23 protein-coding genes and 1 other annotated feature are annotated in these 21,690 nt (G+C 58.9%); of the genes, 10 read left to right on the top strand and 13 right to left on the bottom strand.

Annotated elements, in window-relative coordinates; all coding sequences use genetic code 11:
* Window positions 1–393: transposase (locus IU397_RS11875; protein WP_239479741.1), on the bottom strand; the 393-nt coding region annotated here is incomplete at its 3' end.
* Between IU397_RS11875 and IU397_RS11865 the strand changes: the two genes are divergently transcribed.
* Both IU397_RS11865 and IU397_RS23880 read left to right on the top strand, forming a co-directional pair.
* Window positions 372–1,573, top strand: a protein-coding gene (locus IU397_RS11865; protein ID WP_370541669.1) for an IS3 family transposase whose coding sequence is annotated in 2 segments (ribosomal slippage) — window positions 372–642 and window positions 642–1,573 — 1,203 coding nt in all. Because the reading frame shifts where the segments join, the coding sequence is not laid out codon by codon here. The genes IU397_RS11875 and IU397_RS11865 overlap by 22 nt on opposite strands.
* Window positions 632–748, top strand: a sequence feature (AL1L pseudoknot). Its footprint overlaps the gene before it by 117 nt.
* Before the next feature lie 85 nt (window positions 1,574–1,658).
* On the top strand, window positions 1,659–1,784 hold the full coding sequence (locus IU397_RS23880; RefSeq protein WP_370541668.1) for a hypothetical protein: 126 nt from the start codon (window positions 1,659–1,661) through the stop codon (window positions 1,782–1,784).
* Window positions 1,785–2,059: 275 nt separating this feature from the next.
* Here IU397_RS23880 and IU397_RS11860 read toward each other — a convergent pair whose 3' ends face one another.
* The 4 genes from IU397_RS11860 to IU397_RS11845 form a co-directional block, all read right to left on the bottom strand.
* Window positions 2,060–2,623: a hypothetical protein gene (locus tag IU397_RS11860; RefSeq protein ID WP_204413767.1), complete on the bottom strand. Its 564-nt coding sequence runs from the start codon at window positions 2,621–2,623 to the stop codon at window positions 2,060–2,062.
* A gap of 162 nt (window positions 2,624–2,785) precedes the next feature.
* Window positions 2,786–3,766, bottom strand: a complete 981-nt coding sequence (locus tag IU397_RS11855; protein WP_204413766.1) for an alpha/beta fold hydrolase — start codon at window positions 3,764–3,766, stop codon at window positions 2,786–2,788.
* Window positions 3,763–4,524: a carboxylesterase gene (locus tag IU397_RS11850; protein ID WP_204413764.1), complete on the bottom strand. Its 762-nt coding sequence runs from the start codon at window positions 4,522–4,524 to the stop codon at window positions 3,763–3,765. The genes IU397_RS11855 and IU397_RS11850 overlap by 4 nt, the downstream gene beginning before the upstream one ends.
* Before the next feature lie 28 nt (window positions 4,525–4,552).
* Window positions 4,553–5,749 (bottom strand): alanine--glyoxylate aminotransferase family protein, encoded by a 1,197-nt coding sequence (locus tag IU397_RS11845; protein WP_204413761.1) that lies wholly within the window; start codon window positions 5,747–5,749, stop codon window positions 4,553–4,555.
* A gap of 122 nt (window positions 5,750–5,871) precedes the next feature.
* Between IU397_RS11845 and IU397_RS11840 the strand changes: the two genes are divergently transcribed.
* From IU397_RS11840 to IU397_RS11830, 3 genes are read left to right on the top strand one after another with little or no spacing between them, the layout of a single operon-like run.
* Window positions 5,872–6,561, top strand: coding sequence for a tyrosine-protein phosphatase (locus IU397_RS11840; RefSeq protein WP_204413759.1), 690 nt, complete (start codon window positions 5,872–5,874; stop codon window positions 6,559–6,561).
* Entirely contained in the window at window positions 6,540–8,294 is a 1,755-nt protein-coding gene (locus IU397_RS11835; protein ID WP_204413757.1) for an ABC transporter ATP-binding protein, read from the top strand. The genes IU397_RS11840 and IU397_RS11835 overlap by 22 nt, the downstream gene beginning before the upstream one ends.
* A complete protein-coding gene (locus IU397_RS11830) occupies window positions 8,291–9,022 on the top strand; it encodes a folate-binding protein YgfZ (RefSeq protein WP_204413790.1) in 732 nt (243 codons plus the stop codon). Before IU397_RS11835 ends, IU397_RS11830 begins: the two co-directional genes overlap by 4 nt.
* A 4-nt stretch (window positions 9,023–9,026) precedes the next feature.
* Here the strand turns inward: IU397_RS11830 and efp are convergent, their stop codons facing one another.
* Window positions 9,027–9,590, bottom strand: a complete 564-nt coding sequence (gene efp, locus IU397_RS11825; RefSeq protein ID WP_204413755.1) for an elongation factor P — start codon at window positions 9,588–9,590, stop codon at window positions 9,027–9,029.
* Window positions 9,591–9,804: 214 nt separating this feature from the next.
* On the opposite strand from efp, the gene IU397_RS11820 reads away from it, so the two are divergent.
* Window positions 9,805–10,125, top strand: coding sequence for a DUF6280 family protein (locus tag IU397_RS11820; protein ID WP_204413751.1), 321 nt, complete (start codon window positions 9,805–9,807; stop codon window positions 10,123–10,125).
* A 66-nt stretch (window positions 10,126–10,191) separates the two neighbouring features.
* Here IU397_RS11820 and IU397_RS11815 read toward each other — a convergent pair whose 3' ends face one another.
* The gene (locus IU397_RS11815) at window positions 10,192–10,770 is read right to left on the bottom strand and encodes a cobalamin biosynthesis protein CobQ (RefSeq protein ID WP_204413750.1); all 579 of its coding nucleotides are present in this window, start codon (window positions 10,768–10,770) and stop codon (window positions 10,192–10,194) included.
* Between the two features lie 59 nt (window positions 10,771–10,829).
* On the opposite strand from IU397_RS11815, the gene IU397_RS11810 reads away from it, so the two are divergent.
* Window positions 10,830–12,296 carry a cobyric acid synthase gene (locus IU397_RS11810; protein ID WP_204413749.1) on the top strand — a complete coding sequence of 489 codons (1,467 nt, stop codon included), beginning with the start codon at window positions 10,830–10,832 and terminating at the stop codon, window positions 12,294–12,296.
* A gap of 139 nt (window positions 12,297–12,435) precedes the next feature.
* The gene (locus IU397_RS11805) at window positions 12,436–13,632 is read left to right on the top strand and encodes a DegT/DnrJ/EryC1/StrS aminotransferase family protein (protein ID WP_204413747.1); all 1,197 of its coding nucleotides are present in this window, start codon (window positions 12,436–12,438) and stop codon (window positions 13,630–13,632) included.
* A 5-nt stretch (window positions 13,633–13,637) separates the two neighbouring features.
* On the opposite strand, the gene IU397_RS11800 is transcribed toward IU397_RS11805, so the two are convergent.
* The gene (locus tag IU397_RS11800; protein ID WP_204413745.1) at window positions 13,638–14,618 is read right to left on the bottom strand and encodes a LysR family transcriptional regulator; all 981 of its coding nucleotides are present in this window, start codon (window positions 14,616–14,618) and stop codon (window positions 13,638–13,640) included.
* Window positions 14,619–14,723: 105 nt separating this feature from the next.
* Between IU397_RS11800 and IU397_RS11795 the strand changes: the two genes are divergently transcribed.
* Window positions 14,724–15,128: a GFA family protein gene (locus IU397_RS11795; protein WP_204413743.1), complete on the top strand. Its 405-nt coding sequence runs from the start codon at window positions 14,724–14,726 to the stop codon at window positions 15,126–15,128.
* A gap of 1 nt (window position 15,129) precedes the next feature.
* On the opposite strand, the gene phaR is transcribed toward IU397_RS11795, so the two are convergent.
* The 3 genes from phaR to IU397_RS11780 form a co-directional block, all read right to left on the bottom strand.
* On the bottom strand, window positions 15,130–15,687 hold the full coding sequence (phaR, locus tag IU397_RS11790) for a polyhydroxyalkanoate synthesis repressor PhaR (RefSeq protein ID WP_204413741.1): 558 nt from the start codon (window positions 15,685–15,687) through the stop codon (window positions 15,130–15,132).
* Between the two features lie 132 nt (window positions 15,688–15,819).
* Window positions 15,820–16,260 carry a phasin family protein gene (locus IU397_RS11785; RefSeq protein WP_204413739.1) on the bottom strand — a complete coding sequence of 147 codons (441 nt, stop codon included), beginning with the start codon at window positions 16,258–16,260 and terminating at the stop codon, window positions 15,820–15,822.
* A gap of 130 nt (window positions 16,261–16,390) precedes the next feature.
* On the bottom strand, window positions 16,391–18,178 hold the full coding sequence (locus IU397_RS11780) for an alpha/beta hydrolase (protein ID WP_204413738.1): 1,788 nt from the start codon (window positions 18,176–18,178) through the stop codon (window positions 16,391–16,393).
* Window positions 18,179–18,278: 100 nt separating this feature from the next.
* Between IU397_RS11780 and phaZ the strand changes: the two genes are divergently transcribed.
* Window positions 18,279–19,541 carry a polyhydroxyalkanoate depolymerase gene (phaZ, locus tag IU397_RS11775; protein WP_204413737.1) on the top strand — a complete coding sequence of 421 codons (1,263 nt, stop codon included), beginning with the start codon at window positions 18,279–18,281 and terminating at the stop codon, window positions 19,539–19,541.
* A 103-nt stretch (window positions 19,542–19,644) separates the two neighbouring features.
* On the opposite strand, the gene IU397_RS11770 is transcribed toward phaZ, so the two are convergent.
* A complete protein-coding gene (locus IU397_RS11770) occupies window positions 19,645–21,000 on the bottom strand; it encodes a glutamine synthetase family protein (protein ID WP_204413736.1) in 1,356 nt (451 codons plus the stop codon).
* On the bottom strand, window positions 20,997–21,686 hold the full coding sequence (locus IU397_RS11765; RefSeq protein WP_204413735.1) for a type 1 glutamine amidotransferase: 690 nt from the start codon (window positions 21,684–21,686) through the stop codon (window positions 20,997–20,999). Before IU397_RS11765 ends, IU397_RS11770 begins: the two co-directional genes overlap by 4 nt.
* Window positions 21,687–21,690 lie beyond the last annotated feature (4 nt).

Raw genomic sequence — 21,690 nt, 5'->3', positions numbered from 1 at the left:
CGCTCGACAGGAAGCATGTCCGCATTCTTTGCAATGAAAGCAAACCTCATTTGCTTCGCTCCGCAAAGAACTGGTTCGTCCATTGTCCTTGGACCAATGGCGGAAAATGGTCTCACCCTTTTTTAATACCTCCCTCTCCTCCCGAAGCATGCGGTTCTCTTTGCGCAGCTCCGCAACTTCGCGTTCAAGATCAGATTGGGTAGAAAGCTTCTCTGGATTGCGCCGATCCTGCTGGATCCAACGGCTCCGTGTCGAGAAGCCAACGCCAAAATCTGCAGCAACCTGCTTACGTGGCAGCCCGCTGGTTAACGCTACCCGCACTGCCTCTGCACGGAATTCCGGGTGGGGTTCGATGCCATGATGTCTCTCCTTTGTGGCAAAATACCAAGTCAAAGGAGCGGTACAATTCCGTGACAGGTCCAATACTGTCGATCTCTCAGAAGGTTGGATGCAGCAGGGACAGCCTACGCATCTGGGTTAAGCAGCATGAGACCGACACCGGCAAGCGCGATGGTCTGACAACGGCTGAGCGGGATCGTATCAAGGAGTTGGAACGCGAGAACCGGCAGTTGCGTGAGGCGAATGAGATCCTCAAGAAGGGTGAGCCAATGGTCCGAGAGACATTGGCGAACGCTTATTTTGCGCAGGCGGAGCTCGACCGCCCGTTCCGCAAATGATTGCTTTCATCAAAGCCAACAGAGAGCTGCACGGGGTCGAGCCGATCTGCCGAGTTCTGCAAATCGCCCCGTCTACATTCTATGAACGCCTTGCGATCGAGCGCGATCCCGACCGCCCCTCGGATCGTGCGAAGCGGGATGCGTATCTGCGCAAGGAGATGACGGACATTTGGGAGAAGAACAGATCAGTCTATGGCGCACGCAAGCTGTGGCACGCGATGAAGCGTGAAGGCATTGATGTCGCCCGCTGCACCGTTGAGCGATTGATGCGCCAGCTTGGTATTCAAGGCGTTCGGCGGGGAAAAAGGATCAAAACCACCCACGGGCAATCTGCGGATCAATGCCCGTTGGACAAGGTAAATCGCCAGTTTCGAGCTTCGATGCCAAACGAGTTGTGGGTGTCAGACTTTACATTCGTCTCGACCTGGCGCGGCTTTGTCTACGTGGCCCTCGTGATCGACACCTTTGCCAATCGGATTGTGGGCTGGAAGGCATCAACAACACAGGACACGCAGTTTGTCCTGGAGGCATTGGAACAGGCGATCCACGCGCGCAGGCCTGCCGAAAAACTGATCCACCACTCAGATCGCGGCAGCCAATACGTGTCGATCAAGTACACGGAACGGTTGGTCGATGCTGGGCTAGAACCATCCGTCGGCAGCGTTGGTGACAGCTATGACAATGCACTGGCCGAGACGATCATCGGCCTGTTCAAAACCGAAGTCATCAATCGGCTGGGCCCTTGGAAGTCTAAAGATCAAGTCGAGTGGGAAACCCTGCAATGGGTAGACTGGTTCAACAAAGAGCGCCTGCTGGAGCCGCTCGGATACATCACACCAATCGAAGCGGAGGAACGATACGAACAAACCTTGAAATCCGACAAAATCGCAGCTTGAAATACGAACTCAACAGTCGCCGGCTAAACCGGGGCGGTTCAAGTTGCTCGACCGCCGGAAGTTCAAGACAAAGGCCGAAGCCCGAGTGGCCTGCTTCGAGTGCATCGAAGGGTGGTACAATCCCTCGCGCCGACACTCAGCTTTGGGGTATAAGTCACCGATCAACTACGAAAGGACTGCCGCTGAAGGGCTGGAATCTCTAAGCCCATAACCGTCTAAAAAACCGGGGGAACTACAAACGTCGCCTTCGATCACGATATGATCGCGCCGCTCCAGATCTGGCCATGCAGCGGCCAGAGATCCCAGCGGTCCTTCGGCAAAGTCCGTAACATCCAGATCGCCAAAGGGATGGCACAGCCGGATGACCGCCCGGGGCGCGAATGTCCGCGCCATGACATCTCGCCAATCGGTCGGCTGACCATCGCGCAGAACCTACCGGTAGGGCCCTAGGGCGGGATGTGTCATGTGGGAAATCCTGCGCCCACGTCAATTCTTTCGATTGCGCGTGATCAGAACATAAAGCGCGATGCAAAAGGTCAGCAAATCCATGATCCCCGTGGGACTGGGCGTGTAGCCGCCCTGGGATCCGCCCGGCGCCTGTTGAACAATCGTTTGCAGTTGCTGTTGATCCGCTCCGGTCAGGGACAGATCATCCCCGCCTTCGATCAGCTTATCTAGCGATTTGATCAGGTGTTTCCATGCCACTTCCGGCCCGTTCATGGCATCAAGCAGCGCCATGATCGCCTGCGCTAGCTTCACAGTCAGTGCCCGCAATCCCGCGACATTCGCCCTGTGGCCTTTCATGCTTTGGCGCTCCGAAAAGCTCAGCTTGCGGCCTTGAGCGAACCGAACCCGGACCAGCCCAGCCTGTGATTTGACGCTGCTTTGAAACCCTTTCAGCTGCCCCTGCCAGCGCGCAATCTTGGCCATCAACGCATCATTGGCATTCGTGTTGGGCGATGGCGCGCCCTTTGCCAGGATGGCGCGGGTCTCACTCTCGACGGCCCGGATCATGCGCTGCAGCACGATCACCTTGGCTTCGTGGTTCATCTGGGTCCCCCTGAGCTTCGTCAAAATGTGAAATCAGGCGGGGCGACGGATCAATTGGCAGCCCCGGGCTGACGTCACCGTAAACCGGATCCTTCCGCGTCACAATCAGCCGTGATGCCGGTCATGCTTCACAAAACGTGCTCTACCACGGCCGAACCGCGGCTACAGCCCGGCCACCCAATCGCGCATTAAAGCCACGGCCGGGGCGGTCTGCCCAGGGCTCAGGATGTCACCCATGATCACATGGGCACCCGGATCATCCGCATCGGTCAGTTTCGGCGTTTCCATCTGCGTGGGCGCGCCCCAGCGATCAATCACGGTGCGGGTTGTTTTGGCCTTCACGACCATGTCGCCGTCCGAGAAAATGAACAGGGCCGGGATGGTCACCCCTCCGTAATCCAGGCGGCGCGCATGGCGCACGAGGGCTGCCATGGGAAAGACGGCTTCTGACGGGTAGCGGGTGGTCCAATATCGCGCGTGGTCATCATTCAGCGGGGCAAAGCTGCGTTCGGATCCCGCCAAAAGGGGTAACCAGGACCGGGCAAAGGGCCAGGTCAGCAAGCGTGCCAGCGGATTGACCAACTCGAAATTGGGTGAGACCAGGATAAGCCCCGCCACCTCTGCTGACATTGCCGGGTCGGTTGCGGCAATCGCGGCGAGCGTCCCACCGGTGGAGGTCGCGATGACGATGACCTGATCCCCGATCCGGCGCCCGATCTCCAGCGCTTCGGCGGTTTCTTCCAGCCAGTCGCCCGCCGTTGCCTCTGCCATCGCGGCGCCGTTGCGACCATGGCCTTTGTAGCGGACGAAATGCAGATTTGCACCCAATGCTTCGGCCAACCGGTCGGGCACGGGCCGGATCTCTTCGGATGTTGCGGAAAATCCGTGCAGATAAACAATGGATAACGGTGTGGATTGGCCCGCTGACCCGGCCCAGACGATCCGCCGCAAAACGTCCGGGTTCAGGTTGGCAACCTCCGCTTCGGCCTCCGCCAAATAGCGGTCCAGATTGGGGGTCAGGCTGTCAGGGTCAAAGCTGATGTCGCGATCCACCGGTTCCCGCGGGCCAAGGACCCAGACGGCTCCCCCCGCGACGATCAAAAGCAACAGCAATCGCCCCAACCATTTGCCCAAGCGTCTCACCCGTGATCTTTGACTGATTGCAATACATTTTCCACGGCGTCCTCGATCAGCTTCAAGGCGTCAAGATCGGAAAATCGGTGATCGCCGCCTTTTAGCAGCACCAAGCGCATGTCTGGGCCGGTCGCGTGGTCCAACAGACGCAAGGCCACATCCATCGATACATCGGCATCTGCCGTGCCTTGCAGAAATCGCACGGGAAAGGGCAAATCCAACAGATCGCGCAGGACCAGCGAGTTGCGCCCCTCCTCGATCAGCCGACGGGTGATTATGTAAGGGTCACCGTAATCGGACGGCAGGGCGATCTGCCCGTCCCGTTCCAAGGCTGCGCGCTGATCCACATCGAAACTGGCCCACATACTGTCTTCGGTAAAATCGGGAGCAGCCGCGATGGTGACGAGCCCGGCAATCCGCTTGGGTATGGCCTTGGTCATCAAAAGCGCGATCCAGCCCCCCATGGATGATCCGATCAAAACCTGCGGTCCGGCTGTCCGGGCGGCGATGATCGCTTGCGCATCGTCGGCCCATTCGCCGATCGACCCCTCCTCGAACACCTCCGATGATTGTCCGTGGCCGGAATAGTCAAACCGCAAAAAACCCATTCCGCGCGCCTTGGCCCATGCTTCAAGATGCACGGCCTTGGTCCCGGTCATGTCCGACTTGAAACCTCCCAAAAACACCAGGCCCGGCCAGCTGCCCTCTGTTTGGTGAAATGCCAAGCGGCGCCCGTGCGGCGTTTCGAATATCTGCGGTGTTTCCATGGGCTTGCTCTGTTGTCTTGAATAGGGGTCAGGCGGTGGCCAAGATACCTGCTGCGGCATCCAACGCCCCGTCGCCATGGGGCACCTGCAATGCGACGAGGCCCGCATTGATGGCGCCCAGTGCGCCCATCACCATCTGCGCATTCACATGGCCCATATGGCCCAGTCGGATGAACCCCGTGGCCTCCGGGTCCTCTGGCGTTGCCATTCCCAACCCGATGCCCAGCGTCACCCCGGCGCGGGCAGAGATCCATTTGCGCAATTCCGTGCCATAGGGGACGGGCATCCGGATGCTTGTCACAGCCCGGCTGCGGGATGCCGGATCCCTGACATTCAATTCCACCGCCCCGGCGCTGCCCCACCGATCAAACGCCGCCCAAACAGCCTGGGCAAGGGTCTCGTGCCGGGCCCAGATCTGGTCAAGCCCCTCTTCCTTGATCATGTCCAGCGCAGCGCGCAGGCCATACAGGTGATGCGTCGGCGCCGTGCCACAGAAATACTGGTAAAATTCCGCGCCTGCACTCCGGGGGCGCCAATCCCAATAGCGGGTCAGCAGGTCCGCCTGATCTCGGGCAGCGTCGGCCTTGTCATTGAAAAACACGAAAGCCAGGCCGGGCGGTACCATCAGGCCCTTTTGGCTGCCGGTCACCACCAGATCCGCGCCCCAGGCATCCATCTCAAACCGGTCGCTGCCCATGCAGGCGATACAGTCGATCATCAGCAGGGCAGGGTGGTTCGTGCGGTCAAGAACACCGCGCAGGCCCTTGATGTCATTCAGAATGCTGGTCGAGGTGTCGACCTGCACCGCCAGAACCGCCTTAATCTCATGGCCGGTATCGGCGACCAGTGACGCTTCGACCCGGGCCAGATCCACGGCATCGCGCTTGCCAAAATCCAGCCGCCGGGTTTTGACGCCCATCACCTCCGCCATATCGGCCCAGCCATGGGCGAAAATGCCGGTGGCGAGCGACAGGATAGTATCCCCGCGGCTCAACGTGTTGCTCAATGCGGCCTCCCACGCGCCATGCCCGTTGGCAATGTAGATCGCCACATTGTGCTGGGTGCCCGCAACCGCCTTCAGATCCGGTATCAGGTTGTCGACGATCTCGTGCAGCTCACCCGTGTAGATGTTGGGGGCTGGCCTGTGCATCGCGCGCAACACGGCATCCGGCATGACGGACGGTCCAGGAATGGCAAGGTAATGGGTTCCGTTTCCAAGCGACATTTGCAAATGCTCCTTTGCGGCAGACCTATGCCGCCGTTTCGCAGGGGTCAATCTGGACTGCTTGCGTCCCATGGGTGTTTCACGCTAGACCGCCCCGTCAGTTTCAGAGCCATCGGCCCAGCATGTTCACCCAGCTTAGACAGCGCCTCAAGACCGCGGAACGCAAGGTCAGAAAATCGTTTGGCGATGACATCTCCACACCGTTCAAGCGCTGGCAGGCCTGGTTGCATTTTCATTTGCTGGACCATGCTTTTTTGCGGGTCTGGTGGACGAATTTCGGTCGCGTGGCGGACGGTGTCTATAGATCCAACCATCCCGGACCAAAAAGGTTGAAAAAGTACAAGTCGATGGGGATCCAGACGGTCCTAAATTTGCGCGGAAACGATGGATATTCACCATGGTTGTTCGAACAGGAGGCGTGCGACCGTTTGGGCCTGACCCTTGTTGAGCGCAAGATATATGCAAGAAAAGCAGCTGGTCAGCAGGAGATCCTCAACCTGATCGACACCCTCAAGACCTTGCCGAAACCCTTTGTGCTGCATTGCAAGTCGGGCGCGGATCGTGCGGGCTTTGCCGCCGTTCTTTACCGCGCAATTGTTGAAAAAGTCCCCCTGTCCGAGGCGCGCAAAGAGCTTAGTGTGCGCTACCTGCACCTGGATTGGACCGCGACCGGCATCGTCGATCACATCTTTGACGTCTATGAAAAGCGCAATGCCCAGGACCCCATCGATCTGGAGACCTGGTTCCGGACCGAGTACAACAAACGCGAGGTCGAGGAGAGCTTTGCCGCATGGCGCAAGGGCACGTCGTAAAACCGGACAGATTGTTCGCCTGGCTGTGGACCCGCTTCCTGGGGCGTCACTGGTTCATGATTGCCCTGGCGACCCTGCTCATGGCCATCGAAGGCTCCATGATGGGGCTGCTCAGCTACATGATGAAGCCCATGTTCGACGATGTCTTCATCGGCGGCAGCCGCGATGCGCTTTATTGGGTCGGTGGGGGCATTCTGGGCATCTTCGTGTTGCGTGCCGTCACCTCGGTCACCCAGCGGGTGATCCTCAGCCGGGTCGGTGCGCTGACGGTCTACGACATCCAGACCAAACTGTTGCGCCATGTCATGGATTTGGACAGCGCCTTTCACCAGACCTACCCGCCCGGTGCGATGATCGACCGGATCAGCGGCGATAGCGGGGCGATCCGCAGCATTGCCACCACTATCATCTCCGGCGCCGGGCGGGATATCGTCGCCCTGATATCCTTGCTGACGGTGGTTTTGTGGATCGACTGGCAGTGGACGTTGGTGGCCTTGATCGGAACGCCGCTTTTGGTGCTGCCCACCCTGGCCGTGCAGTCCTTCGTGCGCCGCACCACGCTGATATCGCGCCAACTGGCGGGTAAAATGACCACACGGCTGGATGAGATTTTCCACGGCATCGCACCTGTCAAGCTGAACGCGCTGGAACGCTACCAGACCAAACGCTACCGCGACCTGGCCGACGATCGGGTCAAGGCTGATGTGAATGTCGCGATGGGCCGTGCGCTCATTCCGGCCCTGATCGATGTGATGACCGGCATCGGGTTCTTCGCCGTACTGCTTTATGGCGGGGCAGAGATCATCGACGGCACCAAGACCGTGGGGGAGTTCATGAGCTTCTTCACCGCCATGGCGCTGGCGTTTGAGCCGTTGCGCCGCTTGGGCAATATCGCAGGGTACTGGCAGGCCGCCAAGGTCAGCATCGGGCGGCTCAAGGAGTTTTTCGATGAAGAGCCAAACCCGCAAAGCCCCGCCAACCCCCAACCCCTGCCAGCGGGCACACGGATCGCCCTGAATGATGTGCACCTGTCCTATGGCGCAACACCCGTTTTGCGCGGCCTGAGCTTTGTTGCCGAGGCCGGGCAAACCACCGCCCTGGTCGGTGCATCGGGTGCGGGAAAAAGCACGGTGTTCAACGTCCTGACCCGGCTGGTTCAGCCGCAATCGGGCCAGGTGACGCTGGATGGTACACCGATAGAGGCTCTTGATCTCACCGATCTGCGTGCCCAATTTTCGATGGTGACACAGGATGCGTTGCTTTTTGATGAGACCCTCCTCGAAAACATCACCCTTGGCGATGATCGGCTGCAGGGTTCGCTGCTGGAAAGCGCCATGACTGCAGCCCACGTGACCGAATTCGTTAATGCACTGCCTGACGGCGTGAACGCCAAGGCAGGCCCCCGCGGATCTGCCTTGTCCGGCGGGCAGCGGCAGCGGGTGGCAATTGCGCGCGCCTTGCTGCGCGATACGCCGATCCTTCTGCTTGATGAAGCGACCTCGGCCCTGGATGTGCGGTCGGAAGCGGTCGTCCAGGACGCGCTCGAAGGGTTGAGCAGGGGCCGCACCACCCTGGTCATCGCCCATCGCCTGTCGACGGTCCGAAAGGCGCACAAGATCGTTGTTCTGGATAATGGCCGCGTGGTGGAGGAGGGCACCCATGACGCCTTGCTCGCCCATAACGGTACCTATGCCGCGCTCCATGCTTTGCAATTCGAAAAAGGAGATCGCTGATGGAACGCACCGTGTTGCGCCTCTCTGGCCCGGATATGTCTGATTTCCTGCAGGGCCTGATCACGAATGATATCGCTCGGCTGGCCGATGGTCTGGTCTATGCCGCCATCCTGACGCCCCAGGGCAAATATTTAGCCGATTTCTTTCTGCTTCAAAGCGCCGATGATATCCTGCTGGATGTCGCCGCGCCGTTGGCCGCTGACCTGACCAAGCGCCTGACCATGTACAAACTCCGCGCAAAGGTTGAGATTGCGCCGACCGATATCAAGGTCCTGGTCGGAGACGGCGATGCGCCTGCCGGAGCGTTCACTGACCCACGCCACGCCAAGCTTGGGTGGCGCGCCTATGGCGACATTGCCGGTACCTATGACGATTACGATCGCCAGCGCATCCGGTATATGGTGCCCGAAAGCACAATCGAACTGATCCCGAATGACAGCTTCATTCTTGAGATGAATTTCGAAGCCCTCAATGGCGTCGACTTCAAAAAGGGATGTTATGTCGGGCAGGAAGTGACCGCTCGGATGAAACACAAGACCAACTTGCGCAAGGGGTTGGCCCGTGTTGCCATCGATGGATCCGCTGAACCCGGGGCAGAGATCACGGCGAATGGAAAGTCGGCCGGCCAGCTTTACAGCCAGTCAAGTGGTGAGGGTCTGGCCTATCTGCGCTTTGACCGTGCCACCGGGGCGATGACCGCCGGTGAGGCCACTGTAACGCGCCTGTAAGGGGTCAGGCGCGTTCCGAATATTCCATGGTTTCCGTGTTCACGACGATATCCTCGTCCTGACCCACGAAGGGCGGCACCATGACCTTGACGCCATTGTCCAGAACGGCCGGTTTGAATGAATTGGCCGCCGTCTGGCCTTTCACGACCGGCTCCGTCTCGATCACCTTGCAGGTCACCTTTTGCGGCAGCGTCGCGTTCAGCGCCTCTTCGTCATGGAATTCAACGACGATGGTCATACCGTCTTGTAGGAACGGCCGCCGGTCGCCTAGTATCTCTGCCGGTAATTCGATTTGATCAAACGTCTCGGCATCCATGAACACCAGCATGCCGTCAGATTCGTACAGAAATTGCTGGTCTTTCTGTTCCAACCGCACCCGTTCGATCTTATCCGCCGACCGAAAGCGTTCGTTCAATTTGGAACCATTGCGCAGGTTTCGCAGTTCCACCTGGGCAAACGCGCCGCCTTTGCCCGGCTTCACATGGTCTACCTTCACGGCGGCCCAAAGTCCATCATTATGCTCCAGCACATTGCCGGGGCGGATCTCGTTTCCGTTTATTTTGGGCATTTGCGGCGAAACCTTGTTGAAATCTTGTGGTTTTCTTGAGCCGTTCTATATATTGAGGACTGTTGTCATGCAAGCGAACATACTGTAGCTCGAAAACGCTAGATATGCGTTGTGCGCATGGCAGCCATTCCAATATCGGCATACCGAATCGCGGAATATCAGCCATATTCGCGGTCACGCCAGATCGAGAAAAGCAAGAACAAAGGACGACCAGATGATCGATTTCGTTGATGGTACAGCCTTCAACCACGAACAGGGATCACGGGCACGCAAATTGTTCGCAGCTGTGGTGCTTGCTGCTTTGGACGACGCCATTGCCGATGACAAGAAATACGGCAACGGCCCTGAGCAGATTGCGCGATGGGCGCGGTCACGCGATGGGCGTGAAGTTCTCAGCTGTGCGGGCATTGACCCGAATGAACGTGTCGTGTCGGGCTTGATGGAATTCGTCGGAAACGGCGTTCGGACATCTGTTGCCCTGTCGCGGGAAGAAAGCGAGCGCCGCCAGGCGGCGGAGCAAGCAGAAGCCGCGTAAATTCACATCGCGCGTTTCAGGAAAAAAGCGTGTCCCCGCGGGGACACGCTTTTTCGTTCTCGCGGGTCAGGCATTCGCAAAGACGAAAAACCAGATCATCACCGGTGAGATCTGGGTCAGCACAGCCAGCACAATCACCGCACGAGACAAAGGGGCTTTGAACCGGCGCCACAAGACACCGCACAAGATCAACGAGGCCACAACCTCGATCGGTCCGACGATGTTGCCATAGGCGCGGCTGTCCCAATAGCTGACGGGGCTTTCAAAGATCCAATTGGTCAACGGCCAGAATTGTGGTCGCCCGTCATCGTGGTGCAGGGGGAAATCCAGCGCCAGGTGGAGCAGCGCCGCCCCGGTCAGCGCGATGCACCAGCGGCTGCGACAGGCCAGGGCCGCCGCGAAGCCAACACCCCACAGGATGAAACTGTTATCGACGCGAAAGATCCGCATCCACGCATCCGAAAAATACAGTTGATCGAATACCACCTGCGCAGGCGTTCCCAACCACAGCAGATGCCAGCCCACCAAGACATAAAGCGACAGGTCCGGCAGCATCGCCCCTGCGAGTGCGGCGGTGGTCACAGCCGGTGCGTTGGGGCGGGCAAAGGCGGCGGCGCCAAAAATCAGATGTGCCGGTGTGTTCATCGCCGCTTCCTTCCCGGCTGGTGACATCCTATGTCGGGCATATTGGTAGGGCGGACACAATGACAAAAGCTATCATGATCCAGGGCGCCGGCTCGAATGTCGGCAAATCGATCCTGGTTGCGGGGCTGTGCCGTCACTTTGCGCGCCAGGGTCTACAGGTGCGGCCGTTCAAACCGCAGAACATGTCGAACAACGCCGCCGTCACGCCCGAGGGGGCAGAGATCGGGCGGGCCCAGGCCCTGCAGGCCAAGGCGGCAGGCGTCGCGCCCCATGTGGATATGAACCCTGTTCTTTTGAAACCCGAAAGCGAGGTCGGCGCCCAGGTGATCTTGCAGGGCAAACGCTTTGCAACGCTCAAGGCACGCGACTATGCGACGGCCAAGCCGCAGCTTCTGGCATCCGTCCTTGAGAGCTTCCACCGGCTGGCAGAGGGCGTGGATCTTGTCGTGGTCGAAGGGGCAGGCAGCCCGGCGGAGATCAACCTGCGCGCGGGCGACATTGCAAATATGGGATTTGCAGAGGCTGCGGACCTGCCCGTCGTGCTGGTGGGCGACATTGATCGCGGCGGGGTCATCGCGCAACTGGTCGGCACACAAGCGGTGTTACCAGCGCAGGATGCCCGGCGGATCAAAGCCTTTTTGGTCAATAAGTTCCGTGGCGATCCAACCCTGTTCGCCGACGGGCAATCCGCCATTTCCCAACGCACCGGGTGGCATGATCTGGGCGTCTTGCCCTGGTTCGATGGTGCCTGGAAATTGCCGGCTGAGGATATTCTCGACCTCTCCTCCCGCGCGGGGGGCAAGATCAAGGTGGTCGTGCCAAAGTTGCCTCGCCTTGCCAATTTTGATGATCTGGACCCGTTGGCGCAGGAACCTGACGTAACGGTCGCGATCGTGCCGCTGGATCACGCGTTGCCGGGGGATGCGACCCTCGTGCTCTTGCCCGGATCAAAATCGACCATCAGCGATCTGGAAGCGCTACGCCGCAGCGGGTGGGATATCGACGTCGCCGCCCATCTCAGGCGTGGGGGGCATGTGTTGGGCCTTTGCGGGGGCTATCAGATGCTGGGGCAGCGCATTGATGACCCGCTCGGGATCGAAGGGCAGGGGGGCACGGTGCCGGGCCTGGGACTGCTGGATGTGACAACCAGGATGGTGCCGGAAAAACAGGTGGTTCTGACCGCCGCCCACCATCCGGCCAGCGGAACGGATGTGGAGGGGTATGAAATCCATATCGGTGAGACGACGGGGCCAGATCGCGCACGCGGCTGGCTTCAGATGAACGGGCAGTCAGAAGGGGCCGCATCTGCAGATGGCCGGATCCTGGGCACCTATCTTCACGGGATCTTTGCGGCCGATGGGTTTCGCCGGGCGTTTCTGAACGAATTGGGGGCCGCGTCGAGCGACCTGCAATACGATATGACAGTCGAGGCCACGTTGGACGCGTTGGCAAATCACATGGCGGCCCACCTTGATCTTGAGGGGCTACTCGCCTGCGCAACCGACCTGCCGGTATCAGCCCGCTAAAGCGGCTGCCCCACGATCCGATGCGATTTTGGCTGGCAAGACAAGGCCTTGGCCCGATCCCATACCTGCCCCCAAAAACGACTATTATTTTTCCTGAATGTAGATTACAGAAAAACTGAAAATCACGATGGAGCCGGATATGACCCAAGCCCCAAACGTCTATGACGCCGAACCGATCCCTGACGCGGCGCGGGCAGAGATCGACCGTCTTTTGGCGTCGGGCGATCTGTTCCGCTACACCGCACCGGAAAACGCCCCGGTCACGCTGCTGGAACAGGAATTCGCAGCTGTCATGGGGTCCAAATATGCACTTGCGGTATCGTCTTGCTCGGCGGCGCTGTTTTTGTCGTTGAAGGCCTTGGATCTGCCCGAGAAAGCCCGTGTTCTGATCCCGGCATTCACGTTTGCAGCCGTGCCATCCGCTGTCATCCATGCGGAATGTTTGCCGGTTCTGGTCGAAGTCTCAGATAATTATCGGATCGACATGGCCGATTTCGAAGCCAAGCTGGATGACACGATCAGCGCCGTCATCATCAGCCATATGCGCGGGCACACCTCTGATATGGACGCGATCATGGCGTTGTGCGATGCCCGCAATGTGCCGGTGATCGAAGATGCCGCGCATTCCCTTGGCACCACCTGGCATGACCAAAAGATCGGAACCTTGGGTCAGGTCGGCTGCTTTTCGTTCCAGTCCTATAAACTGGTCAATGCAGGCGAAGGTGGCATCATGATCACCGACGATGCCAATCTGGTGGCGCGCGCTGTGATCATGTCGGGCGCCTATGAGCATACCTGGAAAAAGCACAACATGTTGCAGGAGCATTTTGCGAAATGGCAAAACCAACTGCCGCTGTATAATCTGCGCCTGCAAAACCTGTCTGCCGCTGTCATTCGTCCGCAACTGGCCCATATCGAACGCCGTGTACGTGATGGACGCGCGGGCCATGATCATGTGGCGGGGCTGCTCAACGGGTCACCCTGGATCGATGTGCCTGCCCCTTTGCGCCCGGAATGTCGCGCCCCGGACTCCATCCAGTTCAACCTCGTGGATATGGACGATGCCGAGACAATGGCCTTTGCCAGCGCTGCTGCGGATCGCGGGGTCAAAGTGCAGGTCTTTGGCATGAGCCAGGACAATGCCCGGGCATTCTGGAACTGGCAGTTCATTCCGGGTGAAGTGCCCGATCTGCCGCAAACGCGCGCCATGCTGATGCGGGCCTGCGACGTTCGCCTGCCCGCCCGCCTTACCCGCGCCGAACTGGATGCCGTCGCAAATATCCTGCTCGCAGCCATGGACGATGTCATGGGACAGCCCCTGGCATACGGCACATAATGAACTTAGGGCGTTGCGTCGGTCAGTACTTTCAGTCTGCCGTCCAGCCATGGCACGCGGGCGATTGTCGGGGTCACGATCAACTCTTGGAGCAAGGGCCCGAGCCGATTGGCCAGTGTTTCAGGCATATCCTGCAACACGCCAGTGCGTGCGGTCAGGGAGATTGTGCGGATCAACGGATCCGTTGGCAGAGGCAGGATATCTGCATCATCGCGAAATCTATGGGCGCGCATCAGGCCAAGGGGGGGCAGGATCGTCCATCCAGCACCTTCCGCGACCATTGCCATAATGGCGTGATAGCTATCAAGCTCGAACCGGTGGGTCAGGCGCAGTTTCTGACGGGCCAGGTGGGTTGTGATCAGGCGCCCCATCAAGTGGCGCTGGGTGTATTGGATAAGTGGCATGCGTTTTAGCTGGCTCAGCATATTGCCATCGGGGTCAATCCGGCCCCGGGGGGCGGCCACCAGAAATGGCTCTTCCAGCAGCGGATAGACCTCCATCCAATCCTGCGGCGCGCTGATATCGCTGGCGACGATGACATCCAGCGTTCGGCTGTCCAGCAGATCGAACAGACGGTGGCTGGCCCCGGTTTCCAGCAGGAACTGGCAGCGTTTCAGCTCTTCGGCCATGTCGGAGAGTAGGCGCGGGGTGACGTCGGCATCGAAATCCTCGATCATGCCGAGGCGCAGATTGGTGAGGTTTGCCAGATCCTTGGCGGCCAACTCCGCGCGGGCCTGGGCCGCCTCGTTCAAGATGACTTGGGCACGCCTGCGAAAGGTCTCTCCCTGTGGTGTCAGGACCACGGGCCGGGTTGAGCGATCCATCAGGGACACACCCAGCGCGCCTTCCAGCGCCGTCAATTGCTGGCTCACGCCGGACGGGCTTGCCCCCAATCGTCGGGCAGCGGCCGAAACGGCGCCTTCCTCTGCGGTGGCCAGAAAAACTTCGATCCCCCAGAGGGTGATCCGTCCGGGCGCGTCGGGCATGGATCCTCACTTCGTATTTGTCGCGGCACGCTACTGGATCCGTTCAGGGAAGGGAAACGCCTTCGCGGCCTTGCCAATTGCGCAGACGTTACGCACCTTTGGGTCATGGGCAACATCACCGGTCAGTGTCTGTGCGGCGCCTGCCGATATACGTTCGCCGAAAGCGCGATCCTGTGGCAGCAGCTGTGCTATTGCGACAGCTGTCGGCGCGCGAGTGGTGCGGGGGTGGTCGGATGGATCGGTGTGTCGCAGGATGAGCTCGATTTGACGGGGGATGCCTTGACCGCATTCAGCGCCAGATCAGATACCGTGCGGCAATTCTGCGGGATCTGCGGCAGCCAACTGACCTATCGTTCCACCCAATGGCCCAATGAGATCCACATCACCGCGGGTACGCTGGCGGAGCCGGACAGGTTCGTTCCCACAGGCCAGGTCCATTGTGCCGAGCGTCCGAAGGCAACACCGCTGCGCCATGACCTGCCAGCCCATCCCGGCCAATCGTCGGACTGATTTACTTGTCCAGTTTGGCGAGCTTTTGTTGAAGATCCGCCAGCTGTTTCTTGATCTCGCCCAGATCCTCGCTCGTCGGGTCTGGCATGGCGGGGGCATCGCTGTCCGGAGCTGACCAGTTGCCCGCCATCCCGCCGGTCATCGCCTTCATGAACAATTCCTGCTGGGTCCGCATCGCATCAAAGCCTGGCATCGAGGTAAGGGGGTTCATCTTTCCCATATTCTCCATGACCTTGGACTGGCCATCGCGCAGCATCTCGAAACTCATGGCCAGAAACTGGGGCACAACGCTTTGGGCCTGCGTGGTGTAGCTGCGCACCAGATCGGTCAGAACGGTGGTGGGCAACACGTTGTCACCCTTGCTTTCATGTTCGGCGATGATCTGAAGGAGATATTGCCGGGTCAGGTCATCACCGGATTTCAGGTCAACGATCTGCACCTCGCGACCCGCCCTGATGAACTTGGCGATATCCTCCAGCGTGACATAGTCACTGGTTTCGGTGTTGTAGAGGCGACGGCTCGCATATCGCTTGATCAGGAGCGGTTTTTCATCGGTCAACTAGGTGTCTCCCATTCCCTGCGATCAACCGTAAGTCAGCGCCGCACAAAAAGAAAGAGCGAGCCGCAGGGGCTCGCTCTTCTTTAAGGCAATGTCGTTGGCCGTGGGAGGTCGGCCTTGGACCTTGCCCGATTACTTGGCCGTGGCGGCTTTCTTGGCAGCTGTCGTCACCTCATTGGTGGCTTTCTTGACAGCGGCTGTGGCGTCTTCAGAGAAATCCTTGCCAGCGGCCAGCATCAGTTCGACAGTTTCCATCTGAACTTTCTTGGCAACCTCAGCGAACGCGGCCATATGCTCGGCAACCAGTTCGGCCTGAGCGGAGGCGAAATCGGTGACGGCTTTCGAATAGTCAGCAGGCTCGTCCTTGATCTTGGTGATCTCGCCCATCTTCGACAGCGTGTCGGTGGTCAGCTTGGCGGAGATTTCGGTGGACTTGCTGGCAGCTTCCAGAGCCACTTTCGACATCTTCTCACCCAGGGCGGCAGATGTCTTGAATGCGTCGGTCATGGCATTTGTATCCATGGGGAAGGAAGCCATCATTTCCTGCATCATCTTTGTCATGTCGTTCGTCATGGTCGTGTCCTTTCTTGTGCGCCCCCACACACTGGTCAGCGCCATCTCATTTCGATGATCCATGATATACATGCTGCACTGCAGCATTGCAAGATTTTTCTGCATTGCAGCAAAATTAATTGGGGTAGGATCACTCGGCAGCGAGCACATAGGTGCCGGGTGCCGCATCCAGCACCGGAAAATCCTTTGTCCCCAGCTTGCGGGCCGGAACTTGCGCGCCCGACCGTTTCTTGAGCCAAGCTCCCCAGCGCGGCCACCACGACCCCTGATTGTAGCGGGCACCCTCCTGCCATGCGACCGGGGTGAGGGTCATGTCGTCATTGGTGTAGTGGCCGTATTTCTGTTTGGTCGGCGGATTGACGATCCCTGCGATATGGCCCGATTCCGACAGGATAAAGGTCTTTTGCTTGGACCCCATCCTTTGCACACCGCGATAGCTGGATTTCCACGCGGCGATATGATCGGTCTCGCAGGCGATGGCGCAAACCGGCAGATCGACATCTGCCAGCGATAGCGTTTCTCCGAACATCTGGATCTCACCACGGGCGAACCTGTCATCCTGGCACAGGTACCGCAGATATTCGACGGCCATCTTGGCGGGTAAATTGGTGCCGTCGCCATTCCAGAACAATAGATCAAAGGCAGGGGGCGCCTCTCCCATCATGTAGCTTTTGATGGCCGGGGCATAAATCAGGTCATTCGACCGCAGATAGGAGAATGTGCGCGACATGAAGAAACTGTCGAGCACGCCATGATCGGCTACCTCATCCTCGATCGCGTCGACGAAATCATTGTCCAGGAAAACGCCGACCTCTCCCTGATCCGAAAAGTCGGTAAGGGTCGTGAAAAAGGTGGCGGACCGCAAAGACGTATCCTTGCGCTTCTTCATCAGGCTCAGCGTCAGGCCCAGGGTCGTGCCCGCGATGCAGTAGCCCACGGCGTTTATCTTGTCTTCGCCGGTGATCGCCTTGACGGTTTCGATGGCGGCCAGATAACCTTCTTCGATATATTGCTCCATCCCGACATCGGCATAACTCGGATCGGGGTTGACCCAGCTGACGACGAACAGCGTGTAACCCTGGCTGACGATCCAGTTGATCAGGCTGTTTTTCTCCTTCAGGTCAAGGATGTAGAACTTGTTGATCCAGGGCGGGAAGATCACAAGCGGGGTGCGGCAAACCTTGTCGGTTTGCGGCGCATACTGGATCAGTTCGAACATGCGATTGCGGTAGACGACCGCGCCTTCGGTCGTGCCCAGGTTCTCGCCCACCTGGAACGCCTCCCGATCTGCCAGCGTGACCACCAGATTGCCATCATTGGCCTCAAGGTCGCGCACCATGTTCTCCAGACCATCGACCAGGCTTTGTCCTTCGGTCTCCACCGCGCGGGCCAGGGCATCGGGGTTGGTGCCCAGAAAGTTGGCGGGGCTGAACATATCGACGATCTGACGAGAAAAATAATCGAGCCGCTTCTTGTCTGCGTCGTCCAACCCGTCCAGGTCGGCAACGGCAGCTGTGATCGCCTCCGACGACAGCAGATATTGTTGTTTGATGTAGTTGAAATAGGGGTGGTTCTGCCACAGTTCCCCAGCAAATCGGCGGTCCTTGCCGGTATGGTCCGTGGGGGCTGTCAAATGGCCGCTGGCCAGCGCCTGGTTGGCCTCCATGTGATGTTTGAGCGTTTTTCCCCAGAAACTGATCTGATGTTCCATGATCTTGGCAGGATTTGCCATCATCTCGGTCATGTAGGCCGTGGCAGCCTTTAAAAACAATTCGTTAGAGGGGGCCTGCAAACCCGGTGGCACGCTGCGCTGATGCGATAGCGCCGTGACGACCCGGCGGGACAACTGCTCAATCTTGGCCAAATTGGAACCCAAAGTATCAAGCTCGCCCCCCGTGCGATTTTGATCAGTTGTCATGGCTACGGTTCCCCCCTAAGTTTGCGACATATTAATTACCGTCGCACATTGTTGGGGGGCAAAGCGACGATTTGTTCCGGGGTGGCCGGGGAAGGTGCGCATGAAATATATGGCGACATACGACTTTATGGAAAGTGTGCGGATTACCAACCAATGGTTGGGGGCCAGCGCCAAGGCCATGTATTCATACCCAGTTTTCGGGCTCACGGCCAATCCGATGATTCAGATGACCGCTGCCTGGGGGGAGGTGACGGAACGCAGTTTCGCCCGCATGGTGGTCAAACCTGACTGGAATATCGACTCTGTCGTCGGCGCGGATGGGCGCGACCACCTGGTCAAGATCAATGTCGAAGTGGATCGTCCGTTCGGCGATTTGATCCATTTTGACGTGCTGGGGCGGGAAGAGATGCCGCGCAAAGTGCTTCTTGTTGCGCCAATGTCAGGTCATTACGCAACGTTATTGCGCTCCACGGTCCTCAGCCTTTTGCCCGATTGTGAGGTCTATATCACCGACTGGCACAATGCGCGGGACATCCCCGTCAGCGACGGCAAGTTTGATGTGGAGGATTACACCCTCTATCTGGTGGATTTCATGCGCTACATGGGCCCCGACACCCATGTGATTGCCGTATGCCAACCTGCGCCCTTGGCCCTTGTCGCCACCGCATATCTGGCGGAAGAGGATCCGGCTGCGCAGCCGAACACACTGACCCTGATTGGTGGCCCGATTGATCCTGGCGCCGCCCCGACGGAGGTGACGGATTTTGGCCGCGCCGTCACCATGGGGCAACTTGAACGCCATGTGTTGCAACGGGTGGGTTTCAAATATGGCGGGGCCGGGCGGATGGTTTACCCGGGCCTGCAGCAACTCGCCTCCTTCATCGCGATGAATAGCGAGACCCATGCGACGGCTTTCTTTGATCAGATCGTCGCCACAGCCAAGGGCGAGGCCAGCGACAATGACCGGCACAACCGGTTCTACGACGAATATCTTGCCGTGATGGACATGACGGCGGAGTTTTATCTGTCTACCGTCGACCGCATCTTCAAAAAGCGGGAGATTGCCAAGAATGCGTTCGAGGTTGGCGGCAGGCCCGTCGATATCTCGAAAATCACCGATGTGGCGGTCAAGACAGTCGAGGGAGCGAATGACGATATCTCTGCCCCTGGCCAATGCATTGCCGCTTTGGATCTGCTGACCGGACTACCCGATGCAAAAAAGGCCAGCCATCTGGAACCTGATGCAGGCCATTACGGCATTTTTGCCGGGCGCAGCTGGCGCAATAATATTCGCCCGCTGGTTCTGGAATTCATCGACGCCAACATGACTCATTCCAAACGGTCCCTGAAGCGCAGCGCCTGACTGGGGCTCAACTGGTCGCATTGAAAAGACTGGTAAAATCCTGTCCCCGCGGGGACAGGAGCTTCTAGGCGACAGCTGTCAGCATTCGGTCAGTGGCAATTTATCAGACATTCAGCAACAGATGCTCTCTCTCCCAAGGGGAGATCACCTGCAAGAACCCGTCATATTCCAGCGCCTTGACTGCGCGGTAAACGTCGCAAAATTCCTTACCCAGAACCTGTTGGATCGGATCGGCCTTGGCAAAGGCATCGAGCGCTTCACCAAAGGTGCGGGGGATGTCCCCCTCGCTGTCATAGGCGTCACCGATGAACTCATCGGTCGGGTAGAGCTTGTCCTGCAGCCCCAGATATCCACACGCCAGCGACGCGGCGATGGCCAGATACGGGTTGCAATCCATGCCGGGAATCCGGTTCTCGATCCGCCGTGCCTCCCGCCCCGAAACCGGCACACGCAGACCGGTCGTGCGATTGTCGCGCGCCCAGGCCAGATTGATCGGCGCTGCGAGATCCCGGACATAGCGGCGATAGCTGTTCACATACGGGGAGAGCAGCGCGATGACAGACGGCAAATGCCGTTGTAGGCCCGAAACAAAGTGCATGAATTCAGGGGTCTCCCCGTCGTCGCCTGTGGCAAAGATGTTGTGGCCGCTGGCCGTATCAACGACGGAATGGTGGATATGCATGGCGCTCCCCGGCTCATCCTGAATGGGTTTGGCCATGAAAGTCGCATAGCAGTCATGGCGCAGGGCCGCCTCCCGGATCAGGCGTTTGAAATAAAAGATCTCATCGGCGAGTTTTACCGGGTCGCCGTGGCGCAGGTTCATTTCGATCTGGCCTGCGCCGCCTTCATGGAGGATGCCGTCGATCTCAAGGCCCTGCGCCTCAGCAAAGTCGTAGATGTCATCGATGATCGGCCCGTATTCATCGACTGCTGACATGGAATAGGCTTGGCGGGCAGCAGCGCGGCGGCCTGATCGGCCGATGGGCGGCTCGATGGGTTGGCCCGGGTCAATGTTGGGCGCAACGAGGTAGAACTCCATCTCGGGGGCTACGACCGGGGTCAGCCCCGCATTGATATAGAGATCGACCACACGTTTCAGGACGTTGCGCGGTGCAAAGGGGATCGGATCGCCCTGACGGTCGGTGATGTCATGGATCACCTGAATCGTGTAATCGGCGGTCCAGGGCGCGGCGGTCGCGGTGGAAAAATCGGGCCGCAGGACCATGTCAGGCTCGGTAAAGGCGCGACCTTCGACATCGGCCCAATCCCCTGTAATCGTTTGCAAAAAGATCGAGTCTGGCAAATAGAACTGCTCCTGCGTGGCGAATTTCGAGGCAGGCATGGCCTTCCCACGGGCGACCCCAGCCAGGTCTGAGACGATGCATTCCACTTCATCCAGTCGCCGCCCATCCAGATAGGTCTTCGCGGCCTCCGGAAGCTGTTCCATCCAAGATTTCATGCCGGTTCCTCCCGGTCCAGATGGAAGAAGGCGGCAATGTCAGCTGCGATCTGGACCCCATCCGTCGGGCCGCCCAATTGCGCGCGGGCATAGTCCAGACGGTTCTCGGGGACGACACCGGGCGCGCGGTGTTCAATCAGACCGGCCATGAAATCATCGCGAAACTCGGGGTGGGGTTGCAGGGTAAGTGCCTGTTTGCCATAGAGGAAACCGGCATGTTCGCAAAACGCATTCTGGGCGATGGAAGTGGCTAGAGGGGGCTTTTCGACGACCTGGTCCTGGTGCCAGGCGTTCAGCGTAACCTCGGCCCCGGCATAGCTGTAGACCTGCCGCCCGACACCCCAACCCTTTGTGCTTTTCTCGACCCGACCCCCCATAGCTTGTGCGATGATCTGGTGACCAAAGCAGATGCCGACCATGGGAACCTGGGCGATGAACGCGGCCTGGATGAACTGGATCAGGGGAGGAATGAAGGGATGATCTTCGTACACGCCGTGGCGCGATCCGGTGATCAACCACCCCTCTGCGGCGTCGATCGAATTGGGAAAATCCATGTCGACCACATCCCAGTTTTGGAATGTAAGCCCCTGATTTTCCAAAAACTTCGCAAAGACGGTTTCATAATCACCGCTGTGGGGGCGCAATTCTGCCGGGACATGCCCGGCCGTGAGGATACCGATATGCATATGT

It is taken from the genome of Actibacterium sp. 188UL27-1 (genome assembly GCF_016901225.1).
In the GTDB taxonomy this organism is placed as follows: domain Bacteria; phylum Pseudomonadota; class Alphaproteobacteria; order Rhodobacterales; family Rhodobacteraceae; genus 188UL27-1.
Note: the sequence above shows the minus strand (reverse complement) of the source record. Positions and strands in the feature narration are given on the sequence as shown.

Bases quoted from the DNA above. Each gene is read 5' to 3' on its own strand.
- IU397_RS11860 (WP_204413767.1), bottom strand. From the start codon at position 2,623: ATGAACCACGAAGCCAAGGTGATCGTGCTGCAGCGCATGATCCGGGCC.
- IU397_RS11850 (WP_204413764.1), bottom strand. From the start codon at position 4,524: ATGGAAACACCGCAGATATTCGAAACGCCGCACGGGCGCCGCTTGGCA.
- IU397_RS11845 (WP_204413761.1), bottom strand. From the start codon at position 5,749: ATGTCGCTTGGAAACGGAACCCATTACCTTGCCATTCCTGGACCGTCC.
- IU397_RS11840 (WP_204413759.1), top strand. From the start codon at position 5,872: ATGTTCACCCAGCTTAGACAGCGCCTCAAGACCGCGGAACGCAAGGTC.
- IU397_RS11835 (WP_204413757.1), top strand. From the start codon at position 6,540: ATGGCGCAAGGGCACGTCGTAAAACCGGACAGATTGTTCGCCTGGCTG.
- efp (WP_204413755.1), bottom strand. From the start codon at position 9,590: ATGCCCAAAATAAACGGAAACGAGATCCGCCCCGGCAATGTGCTGGAG.
- IU397_RS11820 (WP_204413751.1), top strand. From the start codon at position 9,805: ATGATCGATTTCGTTGATGGTACAGCCTTCAACCACGAACAGGGATCA.
- IU397_RS11815 (WP_204413750.1), bottom strand. From the start codon at position 10,770: ATGAACACACCGGCACATCTGATTTTTGGCGCCGCCGCCTTTGCCCGC.
- IU397_RS11810 (WP_204413749.1), top strand. From the start codon at position 10,830: ATGACAAAAGCTATCATGATCCAGGGCGCCGGCTCGAATGTCGGCAAA.
- IU397_RS11805 (WP_204413747.1), top strand. From the start codon at position 12,436: ATGACCCAAGCCCCAAACGTCTATGACGCCGAACCGATCCCTGACGCG.
- IU397_RS11800 (WP_204413745.1), bottom strand. From the start codon at position 14,618: ATGCCCGACGCGCCCGGACGGATCACCCTCTGGGGGATCGAAGTTTTT.
- IU397_RS11795 (WP_204413743.1), top strand. From the start codon at position 14,724: ATGGGCAACATCACCGGTCAGTGTCTGTGCGGCGCCTGCCGATATACG.
- IU397_RS11785 (WP_204413739.1), bottom strand. From the start codon at position 16,260: ATGACGAACGACATGACAAAGATGATGCAGGAAATGATGGCTTCCTTC.
- IU397_RS11780 (WP_204413738.1), bottom strand. From the start codon at position 18,178: ATGACAACTGATCAAAATCGCACGGGGGGCGAGCTTGATACTTTGGGT.
- phaZ (WP_204413737.1), top strand. From the start codon at position 18,279: ATGAAATATATGGCGACATACGACTTTATGGAAAGTGTGCGGATTACC.
- IU397_RS11770 (WP_204413736.1), bottom strand. From the start codon at position 21,000: ATGAAATCTTGGATGGAACAGCTTCCGGAGGCCGCGAAGACCTATCTG.
- IU397_RS11765 (WP_204413735.1), bottom strand. From the start codon at position 21,686: ATGCATATCGGTATCCTCACGGCCGGGCATGTCCCGGCAGAATTGCGC.